We start from the raw sequence: 12,186 nt of genomic DNA, 5'->3' as shown, positions 1-12,186 counted from the left end.
CTGACAGGGTCGGTGCCGGCGCGTGGGGTGCTGGAAGGCCCGGTGGCGCTATGAGCACCGACCTGACCGACCTGGCCAGGGCCGACCGGCGGGTCGCCCGTGAGCTGGCGACCGCTGAGCGGGAGCGGCTGGTCGGCGCGCAGCGGATCGCCGACGAGGACGCGGCGGTGCAGCGACGCCTTCGCGAGCAGGAAGGGCGCCTGCGCCTGGATGACCAGCGCGATCGGCAGAAGGCTGACCGCGCCGAGCGCCGCCGCAAGGAACGCGAGGACAAGCGCGAGGCAAGGCGCAAGCGGCGGCAGGCCCGCCGGCAGGACACGGCGGCGTGGTACGCGCGTCGCGTCGAGTACGTACGGGCCAACGCCGCTGCGGTCTACTCCGGCGTGATCTACGGCCTCGCCGTAGCGGGCGCCGTGTATGGGCAGGTCGACGCTGCCAGGATCAACGGTCTGCCCACGCCGATCGGCGTCGTGGCGGCGGTCGCGATCGAGGGCACGGGCTTGGCGATGGCCCTGACCGCGCAGCAGCAGCGCCTCGCCGGGGAGCGGGCGCTCGCAGCGCGGGCGCTGATCTGGATCTGCACGGCGGCGGCGGTCGCGATCAACGCCATCGGCCACCACGCCGACCCGGTCAAGGCGGTCGGGCTGTCGTTCCTCTCGGCGCTCGGCATCATCGTCTACGAGGTCCGCAGCGGAGCCAAGCACCGGCCGACGCTGCGCGAGCGGGGCATGCTGCCGCCACCGCCGGAGCGGTTCGGATGGCGGCGGTGGCTGATGGCCCCCCGTTCGACCATCACCGCCTGGCGGCTGGACGTGCTCGACCGGCTGAGCCCCGGCGCGTCTGCCCTGGTCGCTCGTGCCGAGGCCGCTCGCCGTGAGCGCCGCCGGCTCGCCGCCGTCGACCGCGACCGGGAACGGCGGGAGGCGCTGGCGGCCGACGTCCGGAAGCAGGCGCGCACCGCCGCCCGCAACGCTGCCCGTGCCGGGGAAACCGGCAAGGCGCTCACGCTGCTGCTGCACCTCGCCCAGACCGGCACCCCGGTACCGTCACTGGCGCTACCCGGGCCGGCGCGCAAGGAGATGGAAACGGCGCAGGAGGATGCCCGCCTGGCCCGCGCGGCGCTGGCGGAAGCGGAAACACGGCTGGCCGCAGAAGCGACGCGACGCGCTCAGGCGGAAGCGGAAACCCGGGCGGCCCGGCACGCGGCGGAAGCGGAAGCAGCGCGGCGAGCGGAAGCAGCCGAGGAAGCAGAACGAGCGACACGGCGGGCGGAACACGAAGCGGCCCTGCGGGCGGCGGCCGAGGAAGCAGCAGCGACTGCCCGAGCGGAAGCAGAGCAGGCGGCCCGGAGCCGGGGCCAGGCGGAAGCGGAAGCCCAGCAGTGGCGCCAGCGCGGCGAGCAGGCGGAAGCGGAGGTCGCCAACCTCCGGCTCAAGGGCAGGGAGCAGGCGCGGGTCCAGAAGGACCTGGAGGTGCGGGCGGCAACCACCGAGCGTGCCCTCGCTGACGAACAGCAGCGCCGCGAGGCCGCGGAGGAGCAGATCCGCGGGCTCATGGAGCGGATGTCGCCACGCCGCCGCCGGACTACGTCGAACGCGCCAGCAGGCGAGCCACTGATGTTCGACGGGCAGCCGGTGCCACAGGTCGACCGGGTCAGCCCGGCCACCGTCCTGGCAGTGCTCGAAGCACACCGGGATCACCCGGACGCGAAACAGCAGGAGTTGGCGACCTTGACGGGCGTCACCGACCGGACGGTCCGGAGCGTGCTTTCTGCGGCATCGCGGAAGGAACTCGCCACCGCCGGCACCTGACCTGCAAGTCCCCGCAGTTCGGCAACGCCTCCCGGTGTCAGTCCGGGAGGCGTTGCCCGTACTTACACCGAGCGCGGATGCAATCTCCTGCCCGCACAGCCCCGTTGGCCCCATTGGACCAGCCGCCCGGCCAGGCCAGAGCCGAGCCTTCGCCGGGCGCCTGCGAATGCTTATTGCGCCTGCCCACGTTTGAAGAGGACGGTTCATGATGCGTACTGACGTGGTGCTTCCGGAAGCAGCGGCAGCAACGGGTGACGTTGCTGCCGGTACAGTGACCCTTACCCGCGACCGGAGCCGCCCGGCTGCGGCGAGCGGAAACGGCTGCCTGGCGGGCGACGCCGGGGCACATCGGGACGTGAACGCAGGGGGTTGCGTGGAGCTACGGGTGGTCAACGACCGCCTCTGCACGAACCGTCGCGGGGCCGCGGAGTACCTCAACCGGAGCCTGGAGACCATCAACCGCGTCGCTTCACCGAAGCATCGTCCTACCACCGGCTGGCGCGAGCCGGTCGACGTGGTGGACGGCCAGGAGTGGTACGCGCTTGAGGATCTCGACGTGTTCAACGCCTCCTACTTCCAAGTGAAGCGGACCGCTCGCATGGCGAGGGTGCACCAGGTCACCCTGGAGGGCGACCCGGACGAGCTGATCACCGCCAAGGAATTCCGCACCCTGATCCGCGTCACCCACGGAGCCTGGTCCAAGTACGTGCAGAAGAGCGCCCCGCACTGGGAGCAGGGCCGGGACGGCTACCTGATCAAGCCAGACCTGGAGGAGCCCGGCCGTCGCGGGATCATCCGCTCCTGGAAACGTCACCGGGCCGAAAACTGGATCAACAACCGCACTGGTTCGGCGTCGAGCACTGGTCGACCGAAACAGGACGCGCCACCGGACGCCGAAGGATGAGCCCAAGCTACCCGTAACACCGCGGCTGGCTTAGGTGCCGGGCCTCCTGGCCCGGCTGCGCTACGCCTAGCGCAGGACATCGCAGGGGTAGCCCTGGCGACACCCCGTCATCGGCACCGTCGCTGTTGTCGCAGACCCACAGGTCGGCACCAGACAGCAGCGGGAGGAATCTCACCGATGACGACCAGCACCGCGACCACACCGCAGTCCCAGGTCTGGACCGAACAGGCGGTGCGTGCCCTCGGCATGACCACTGACATCGAGACCGCTGGGGAGATCCTCGGCATCGGCCGCACGAAGGCGTACGAGCTGGCCAAGACCAACGAGTTCCCGGTGAAGATCCTGCGCATCGGTCGCCGCTACCTCGTCAGCGTCCCGGCCCTGCTCAAGCTCCTCGGCGTCGACTAGCCACAAGCCGGTCAGTCGGCCAGTACCCAATGGGCGCCCACGAACCCCATGCGCGTAGGTGCCGCAACCGGCCGGACGTACTATCGACGTGGCCGAATTGGCATCCGAGTCGCCCGTCGTTCCAACGATGCCCGTAGGACTCATCGCGGCTCTGGATTCATGATTAGCAGCCATGGCTGTTCGTATCGGTCAGCAGGCCTTCACCGGCTTGATTCGTACCACGTCGGACACGGAGATCACGGCAACGGCACCGTCATCGGCGCGCCGCACACGTAGCCGAACATCGGCAGTGGACGTCAGGAACAAGCCGCAGACCAACGAGCCGTCGGTCAGGGTGAGCTGCACCGGTGCTGAGGTGACCGGTCGGGCTGGACCGAAGACGGCGAGTCCGACGGCTACGGCAAGCGCGACGACTGTTGCCAAGGCAGCCTGGATCGCCTGTCTGAGGTGCTTGACCGCTTCAACGGGCCGGGCCCTGTGGGTCGTGTACCAGTCCAGCAGCGACTTGTCGTCGTCGACCAGACGGATGGCTGGCAGTCCATGAGCAGCCCTGTACGCCCGCAAGACCGCGACTGCTGCCGTGGCGATCGCCACTACCAGCAGGGCCCCGATGGCGGCTTGCGCCCACGGTTGGAGGGCACGGATCGCGTCACGGCCAGCGACCGGCAGGATCAGTGCGGCTAGACTGATCAGCGCGGTCACGCCGGTCGTCCAACGGTCAGCCGAGGCGCGGACGGCCGCCAGTTGCCCGGCCTGTGCGAGGCGAAACGCGTCGGCTGCCTCCACAAGGGTCGGCTCAGCGGGCGGCCGCAGGGTCACCGTGCCGTCGGCCTCGAAGACCGCCGCCGTGCCCCAACTTCGCCCGCAGCCTTCGCTGACGGCGTCGGCCGGGCGACCGCGATGCGGCCGGCGGCATTCGCACTCCACGACGGCGGTAAGCCGGTCGGGGGTTCGCGCGGCGTTAGCCTCAAGTACGGCCGCTGTCCGCGGCAGGTTTGCGGACGTGATGTCTCCGCATTTGGGGCACGGCCCACGCAAGGTCAGCTCGGTGCGGCTGAGCTGGGCTTGCCAGCTGGCGAGTTGCTCGCTGGTCACCGCGATCCGTTCCGCGATGTACCGTGTCGGCTTCATGGTGCTATCTAATCCCGATGTAGCCGTTTGTCGGAAGCGCGGTGGGCCGACGTGGAGGATCGCGTGTACCAGCTGGCGTCGTACAGTCTCCGTATAAGCGGGATCGACACCGAGGAGGTGCGAAATTCGTCGGCCGCTGACCGGGCCCCATCTGCGCCGGCTGTCTGAGGCATTGCTCCACGCGTATCCCAGCCGGGACGGCCTTGAACAAGTGCTGTACTTCGATCTTGACAAGCCGCTCGGTCACATCGTCGGCAATGTCGGAATGTCCGAGGCGGTGTTCGCCGTGATCACCCAGGCTCGGGCCGAGGGCTGGCTCGATACGCTTATCGACGCCATCCTAGTGGACCGTCGTGGCAACCCATTGCTGCGGCAGTGGGCCGCAGACATCGGTTGGCAGACGGAGCCTGACCAGTTGGAGGCACTCAGCAACCTCGAACGAACCATCCGGGCCCACGCGCCTGAGCTCGATCCGATGCGGTGGCGCCAGCGGCTTGCCCAGCAGGAGTCCCGCACATGCCGGATCGACGCCGAGACGGCGACGGGCTACGTCCCTTTCGGCACTGGCTTCCTCATCGGACCGGATCTCTGCCTCACCGCCGGTCACGTCATAGAGGAGGCGCTTGGAGCCAGCCACAAGCCCGAGGATCTGCGTCTGTGGTTCCCTGACGAACAGGCGTGCGGTTTGCACACCGACTGGCAGGCCGCCCGGTCCCCGCGCAGCCCGGTGGACGAACTAGCCAACCCGAACGGAATGCTCCCCGAACAAGACCAGCTCGACTTCGCGGTGCTACGGATCGCCGGCAGTCCGGGCACCGACCGCCTGTCGTCGGGACAGCCGCGGGGGTGGATCACCACCATGCGGGAACGCGCCCTCGAGCAGTTCGACGAGCTGGTGCTCCTACAGCACCTCGACGGCGAATCGCAAACCATGGCCTTCGGTGCGGTAATCGACTTCAATGGCAACCACACCCGCCTTCGACACACGGTCAACACCGCGCACGGATCGTCCGGCGCACCCTGCTTCGACATCAGTCTGGACCTGGTCGCCGTCCATCAGGGCGGGGATCCCGACAAGCGTCGCAGCCACTTGCCGACCCACAATGTGGCCATCCCCGCGTTGGCGATCCGGCGAGCTCTGCCGGCCGCCCTCAATGCGTTTCGGCGGCTTCATTGATGGAAAGTGCTCAGCGCCGTCTGCTCAGGGACGCCATCGTCAGCGCTTACCCGACACATGACGCGCTGGTCATGTTCGTAGAGCTCGATCTCGGGTGGTCTTTCCAAGCCCTCGTCGCACCGGGCGACCTGGAAGTCGAGGCGTTCCGCCTGATCAGTGCGGCAGAGAGCCGAGGCTGGCTGCACCCACTGACCCGCACCCTCGTTGAAGGCCGCCCCGATAACGAGCTTGTGCGTAAGTTCGCCGACGGCTACGGCCTGCGTAGATCCATTAACGCCGGGCTGGCCGTACCCGCAGTGGCGCAACTGTTCAATGACGCCTACTTTGACCTCACTTCCGCGAAGGACAAGGTCCACGAGGCCATGTTCACTGCGCAGCGCGGCTTGCTCGGCCTGAGCATTACCACCGACGAGGACTCCGTGGCGAAGAGGTTGTGTGCCTGGCTGCCGCACTGCCTCGGTGAGCTGCAGCCCAAGGACGATGTGAGCCTCGGCGCCGTCACCGCCGACCCCGACCACAAGGTCAAGCAAATCCTGCAGCATCTGCCGGAGATCGAGGACACCAGCGTGGTGTGCCGGGTGCTGGTCAACGACGCGACCGCCGCGGCCCTTGAGCAGTTCTGGGAGGGCGTGCGGTCGGCGTGTGGCCCACTCGGAAACTGGTTCGCACTGGTGTTCGTGACCCCGTCCGACGACCGTCGCGCCCCGGGCGTAGTCGACCTTGGCCGTCCGGCCTTTCAACTCGTGGACGTCCATAAGTGGGCGATCAAGGCGGCGGTGCAACTCGGTTGGCCGCAGGAGGTCGCGGTCCCGTGGAGCCGCTGGATTCAGCAGAAGGCTGAGGTGTCCGCGGGACAGCTCAGTGTCCCGCTGACCTACGGCGCGCTCCAACGAAGCATGAGGGGCGTGAGCCGGAATCAAAACAACCCTGACGGGTTCCTGGCCTGGCTGAGAGAGAAGGCTTGACGTGTACATTTGCCGCGCCATCGACACCTCGATCCGCCTCGAACCAGGCGAGCCGCCAGCTCGGCAGATCATCGAGGATGTCAACTCGCCCCTCGACGCCCCTGAACAGCATGAAGTGGCTCCGGAGCCATATCTGCTGACCGATGCGCTCTGTGAAGCAGTCAACGTCACCATCACCCTTGGCCGGCCGCTGCTCGTGCAGGGCGATCCAGGCGTCGGCAAGACCCGCCTCGCGCATGCAGTCGCGTACCGGCTGGGGTTGCCCCTCGAACAAGCGCACGTGAAATCCACCAGCCGCGCCCGCGACCTGCTGTATACCTTCGATGCCGTACGCCGTCTCTCTGACGCGCAGCTCAGCGGCCTACAGCATCAGAAGCTCCCGCCGCCGGACGATTACGTGCGCCTCGGCCCCCTGGGCAAAGCGATTGCACGCGCTCAACTCGGGCGGCGGACGGTGCTGCTCATTGACGAGATCGACAAGGCCGACCTGGACTTTCCCAACGATCTGCTGCGCGAACTCGACGAGCTGCGCTTCGAGGTTGACGAGTTGCCGGACATTCGATATGAGGTGCCACCGGATCGTCCCGACTTGCGTCCGATCATCATCGTCACGAACAACGAGGAGAAGCAGCTGCCCGGTGCCTTCCTGCGCCGTTGCGCCTTCCACTACATCAAGTTCCCCGAGGAGAACCTCGACGAGATTCTCGAGATGCACGGCATCGCCGGCGGCGGGCTCCGCAGCCGCGCCAGAGAGATCCTGCTGGAGCTGCGCAAGCTCGATCTGAACCATCGCCCCGGTCTCAGCGAACTGCTCGACTGGGTCGAGTGCCTGCGCAGCGACGACGTCTCCCAGGCCGAGGTGGCCAACCTGCCCAAACTCGGTGCGCTAGTCAAGCATCGCGGCGATCAACTGCGGGCCGAGAAGTGGTTGCGTTCGCGATGACAGAGCCCCTTCCGGCGTTCGTCCGCGAGCTGGTTTCCCGGTTGCGCCGGCGAGGTCTGCCGCTCGGGATTGACGACTGCGCGGCCTTGCGCGCCGCGCTTGCAGCCGGCCACGGCCTCAGCTCGAACGAGGCGCTGCGGGCGCTGTGCGTGACGCTGTTTGCGGCCTCCACCCGTGACGCCGAGATCATTACCTCGACGCTACATCTCGTCAACATGCCGGTTTGGGCCGTGGCCGCACCTGAACCTGCAGTCGGCGACGTCCCCACGCCTGCACCGATGCCCGACCTGCAGCCCGACATCGTCGAGTCCGTGCCGTCCCTGCCGAAGGGAGAGGGGGATGTCAGCCGCACCGTGCCGTTACCGCGTAGCGGAGGAATCCAGCCGCCTCGCTCGGGCCGGCCGGCACCGCCCTTCATCATGCGCCCGCAATATCCACTGTCGGAGCGCGAAATCGCCCAGGCATGGCGGCGCCTTCGTCGCCCGAGGCGGCACGGCCCGCGCGTGGAGCTGAACGTCGAGGCCACAATGACTCGGTACGCCGCGACCGGCCTAGTCACTCCTCCAGTGCTCGTACCACGCCGGGTCAACGCCGCCCGCCTGCTTCTACTCGTTGACCGCCACGGTTCGATGACACCGTTCCACGGCTTCATCGACCACTTCACCCGATCAATGGTCCGAGCTAGCCGGTTGGACTCCATCACCATCAGATACTTCCGCAACTCACCTGGCACCAGCCCGGACCGCAGCGCGCTTACTCAGCTTGCCGATCCGGCCAACGTCGAGATGGACGCCATCGTCGACCGCATTCCGCCACTGGCTGCCGGCTGGGTCTACGACGACCCCGGCCTTACCCAGCACAGGCCCATGCGTAAGGTGCTCGACGACCTCACCCCCGGCTCGGGAGTCGTGGTCATCAGCGACGCGGGCGCGCAGCGAGGTTCGCTGGTCACCACCCGCATCTTCGATGCGATTGCCCTCGGTCTGGCCATCATCACGCGACAGGCCCGCATCGCTTGGCTCAATCCGCTCAGCGTCGACCGCTGGGCCGACGCCACCGCCGAGCAGATCGCCCGCCACATTCCGATGTTCCCGCTGGACCGTGACGGCATGTATGCGGCTGTCGATATCCTGCGGGGTCGGCCGACCGTTGTCGAGGCACCATTGTGAACATCGTCGCGGCGGGATCCAGGGCAGGCGTCCGACTCGCGGAAACCTGGGAAACTCTTCCCCCTGGCGCGATCGAGCTCGCCTGTCACGCCGCCGTTCCGGTCGTCGTCGACCCAGCCTTTCTCAACCTGCTTCGCATCAACTTCTTCACGGATCCGCCCCACGGCCTACCCTGGACTGTCGAGGCGGACCTTTTGGCTTCACCCCTCTTCCGCGAGCTGGGCGGCGAGCTATTCGAGATCGATGCGAATCTGCGTTCGTTACTGCTGGTCAGCCTGCACAACGTTTACGGTTGGAAGCGGGCGGAGCAGGTGGCGTTGCTTCTCGAACGGTACTCCGACCAAGCCGACGCTTGGAGCGGCCAGCCGTACCTTGCCCAAGCCCAGCGGCTCACGGTCCTGGGTGTCATCGATCCGGATGCCGCGCTCCGCTGGCTCGATGACGCTCAGACCGACGCGAATGCCCAGATCGAGCTCTCCTCCGATTGGTTCGTCGCGATGCGGGGTCGCCTGACCTCGCAGCCCGCGTCGACCATTCAGCTTGGCGACAAGATCGCGGCGGCGGCGGCGCGGCTGCGGTCGGGCGACCCGACGGCGCGCGCTGAACTCATGACTCTGGGGCTTGTTCCCGGCAGCGACGTGAAGGCTGTCAGCGCGGCTCTCCGGTCCGTGCCGGGTGCAGGCGAGGCACTTCAGCTGCTGCGGAGGCTGCGTGGCCCGACAGTGGACCTCGAGCCCACCTTCAGCCGCCCGGTAGTCAGCCCGGCCGAGATGCGTGTCTTCGGCGGTGAGATGCGTGTCTTCGACTTAGAGATATTCCAGCAGACCTCCGAGTATGCGGAGCTGCGCCTCTCGACCGGCGACGGTCCGCCGAAGACCCGTGGCCTGGACACAGTGACTATCGACCGGCTGATCGAGGTGGTGGAACGCGACTACAGTCAGCACGCCGTGGCGCAGAAGATGTTCGGCACACCGCAGCTGCGTGATCTCGGCGCGAGACTGGCTGCCTTTCTCGACGGTGATGAGCGATGGATGACCCCGGTCCTGGACCGCCCCCCCGGCACCACGCTGCGCATCACCGCCGCGGAACGGCTTCGGCACCTGCCGTGGGAGTTGCTCGCCGCAAATGGTTCGTATCTGACCCTCTCCAGTCACGCGCCGTTGCTGCCGGTGCGGTCCGTCCGCACGAATGCGGCGCTCACGGCTCCGGTCGAGGCTGGGAACCGGCCGTTGCGGGTGCTGTTCATGGCCGTGTCCCCGGAGGGTGTCGAGCCGGTGCTCGGCTACGAGGCGGAGGAGGCGGCCATCCTGGCTGCCACTACCCGCACCGGGACCGAACTGGTCGTGGAGGAGAGCGGCTCCCTGGAAGGGATCCGCTCCCTTACTCTCGACTACGGTGAGGGATACTTCGACGTCCTGCACCTGAGCGGCCATGCCGCCATCGGCGCGGACGGCCAACCCGTCTTCCTGATGGAGAACGAGTTCGGTGGGCTCGCCTACGCCACCGCTGACCAGATCGCCAAAGCGATGGGCGGGCGCTGGCCCCGCCTAATTTTCCTCTCCGGCTGCCTGACGGCGAACGCGCCCGACTCCGGCGCCTTCCCGTCGATGAGTGAAAGTTTGATCCACGCCGGGGCCCCCGCCGTGCTGGGGTGGGCGTTGCCAGTCGGCGACGTCTCCGCGACCGAGTTCGCCGCCATGCTCTACCGGTCACTGGCTGCTGGGGATGCCCTCGACCTGGCCGTGGTCGAGGCCCGCCAGCACCTGTACGCGAACAAGCACGGCAGCTGGCATTCGCTGCGCCTCTACGCCGACAGATCCCCGCTCGCGCCCATGGTCACGCCCCTGCGCACCACGGGGCGTGCCCGGATCAAGCTCCGCCCCGCCGACCAGGATTTCCTGGATCCGCAGACTCAACTGTCGCGGGTTGCCGCCCGCGCCGCGTTCGTCGGACGGCGGCGGGTCATCCAGCGCTGCCTACGTACCCTCAAACAAACCGGCGGCGACGGTGCGGCCGAGGCTCTGGTCCTAGCCGGTATGGGTGGTCTCGGCAAGAGCAGCCTCGCCTCCCGGCTGCTGGAACGCATGCCCACCCACCAGCGTGCCGTCTGGTACGGCCGCGTCGATCTGTCCAAGTTCCGGGAACTCACCACCAAGGTCCACTTCCCCACCCCGGACCAGCAGATCGAAGCAGACAAGCTGCTCAACAACGACCAGGCTCCCCTCGTCGTACGCCTGCGTCACCTGCTGCACGTCGACGGTCCCCTCGGGCAGACGCCGTGCCTGTTCGTGTTCGACGACTTCGAGGACGGCAACCTCGACGAACGCGACGGCAGGCACGTGCTCTCCCCGGAGATGGCCGACATCCTCCCGGCCCTGCTGACAGCAATCCGTGACACCGGCAGCCCCAGTCGGGTCGTCATCACCAGCCGCTACCGCTTCCCCACACCCGTTGGTGCCAGCGTCGTCGTCGAGTCAATGGAAACCCTCACCGGCATCGAGCAGGCCAAGAAACTCGCGAACCTGCCCCACCTGCGCCCGGGCTCTCCGATCGACTCCGACATTCGGCAACGCGCCGTCGAGGCCGCAGCCGGCAACCCCCGCCTGCTCGACTGGCTCGACCTGATCGTCGCCGACCCCAACCTCGACGTCGACGCCCTGATCACTGCCATCGAGGCCGAAGCCGACCGGTTCCGCCGGGAAACCATCCTCGCGACGAACCTCCTGGACTCCCAACCCGCCGAGCTGCGGAAGATGCTCGCCAAGGTCAACGTCGTCGAACTACCCGTCCCCGCCGACACCGTCCGGGCCGTCCACAACCACCCCGATGCCACCATCCACATCGACCGCGCCGTCCAACTCGGCCTGATGGAAGAAGACACCGACCCCGAAACCCGCCAACCCCGCTACTACGTTTCCAACGTCCTGCGCCCCCTCATCCGCCCCCTGCTCACCGACGACGAATACATCAAAGCCTGCTCCGCCGCTGCGCGATCCCTCTATGAGCTTTTGATCCCCGAACCGATCACTCGGCCTGGCCTTGTGGCCTCGCTCGTCCAGTGGGTGGAGGCGCACCGGCTGGCGGTGGCAGGACGGGAGCCTGCGATCGCCCGCGACGTCGGCCACCATGTGGCGAGGGTGTGGCTGCCCAGGTCCCGGTTCGCGGATGTCGAGGCCCTCGCGACCGCGACCCTGACTCTCGGCTCGGACGCCGGCGCCTTCTATGACCTGGGGTGGGCCCAATTCGCCACCGGGCGACCCCGGCCTGCCCTGGACAGCTTCGAGCAAGCCCTGCGCCTGTACCGCGAGGCCGACGACCTCGGCAACGAAGCCGCCACCCTCACCAATATCGGCCGCGTGTACGACGGGCTGGGGGATCGGCAGCGGGCTCTCGCCTACTACGGGCAGGCCCTGCCCATCCGGCGGGAGGTAGGTGACCGTGCCGGCGAAGCCGCCACCCTGACCAACATCGGCCGCGTGTACGACGGGCTGGGGGATCGGCAGCGGGCTCTCGCCTACTACGGGCAGGCCCTGCCCATGATGCGGGAGGTCGGTGACCGTGCCGGCGAAGCCGCCACCCTGACCAACATCGGCCGCGTGTACGACGGGCTGGGGGATCGGCAGCGGGCTCTCGCCTACTACGGGCAGGCCCTGCCCATGATGCGGGAGGTCGGTGACC

General features: G+C 67.9%; 9 protein-coding genes. 8 read left to right on the top strand and 1 reads right to left on the bottom strand.

Going from position 1 to position 12,186, the window contains the following annotated elements:
* The first annotated feature begins 50 nt into the window (after positions 1–50).
* The 3 genes from E0H26_RS26965 (at position 51) to E0H26_RS26955 (ending at position 3,123) form a co-directional block, all read left to right on the top strand.
* Positions 51–1,811: a DUF2637 domain-containing protein gene (locus E0H26_RS26965; RefSeq protein WP_131308786.1), complete on the top strand. Its 1,761-nt coding sequence runs from the start codon at positions 51–53 to the stop codon at positions 1,809–1,811.
* A 385-nt stretch (positions 1,812–2,196) separates the two neighbouring features.
* Positions 2,197–2,715, top strand: coding sequence for a hypothetical protein (locus E0H26_RS26960; RefSeq protein ID WP_240742409.1), 519 nt, complete (start codon positions 2,197–2,199; stop codon positions 2,713–2,715).
* 177 nt (positions 2,716–2,892) lie between these two features.
* A complete protein-coding gene (locus E0H26_RS26955) occupies positions 2,893–3,123 on the top strand; it encodes a helix-turn-helix domain-containing protein (protein WP_131308780.1) in 231 nt (76 codons plus the stop codon).
* 189 nt (positions 3,124–3,312) lie between these two features.
* Here E0H26_RS26955 and E0H26_RS26950 read toward each other — a convergent pair whose 3' ends face one another.
* The gene (locus tag E0H26_RS26950) at positions 3,313–4,254 is read right to left on the bottom strand and encodes a hypothetical protein (protein ID WP_131308777.1); all 942 of its coding nucleotides are present in this window, start codon (positions 4,252–4,254) and stop codon (positions 3,313–3,315) included.
* Positions 4,255–4,378: 124 nt separating this feature from the next.
* On the opposite strand from E0H26_RS26950, the gene E0H26_RS26945 reads away from it, so the two are divergent.
* The 5 genes from E0H26_RS26945 to E0H26_RS30170 all read left to right on the top strand — a co-directional run.
* Positions 4,379–5,431, top strand: a complete 1,053-nt coding sequence (locus tag E0H26_RS26945; RefSeq protein ID WP_338106245.1) for an effector-associated domain EAD1-containing protein — start codon at positions 4,379–4,381, stop codon at positions 5,429–5,431.
* Positions 5,431–6,396, top strand: coding sequence for an effector-associated domain EAD1-containing protein (locus E0H26_RS26940; protein ID WP_131308771.1), 966 nt, complete (start codon positions 5,431–5,433; stop codon positions 6,394–6,396). Before E0H26_RS26945 ends, E0H26_RS26940 begins: the two co-directional genes overlap by 1 nt.
* A 1-nt stretch (position 6,397) precedes the next feature.
* A complete protein-coding gene (locus tag E0H26_RS26935) occupies positions 6,398–7,339 on the top strand; it encodes an AAA family ATPase (protein ID WP_240742407.1) in 942 nt (313 codons plus the stop codon).
* Entirely contained in the window at positions 7,336–8,508 is a 1,173-nt protein-coding gene (locus tag E0H26_RS26930) for a hypothetical protein (protein ID WP_131308768.1), read from the top strand. Before E0H26_RS26935 ends, E0H26_RS26930 begins: the two co-directional genes overlap by 4 nt.
* On the top strand, positions 8,505–12,186 hold a 3,682-nt coding region (locus tag E0H26_RS30170), incomplete at its 3' end, for a tetratricopeptide repeat protein (RefSeq protein WP_131308765.1). The genes E0H26_RS26930 and E0H26_RS30170, both read left to right, overlap by 4 nt.

The sequence above is a fragment of the Micromonospora zingiberis genome (genome assembly GCF_004331455.1).
Taxonomy (GTDB): domain Bacteria; phylum Actinomycetota; class Actinomycetes; order Mycobacteriales; family Micromonosporaceae; genus Micromonospora; species Micromonospora zingiberis.
Note: the sequence above shows the minus strand (reverse complement) of the source record. Positions and strands in the feature narration are given on the sequence as shown.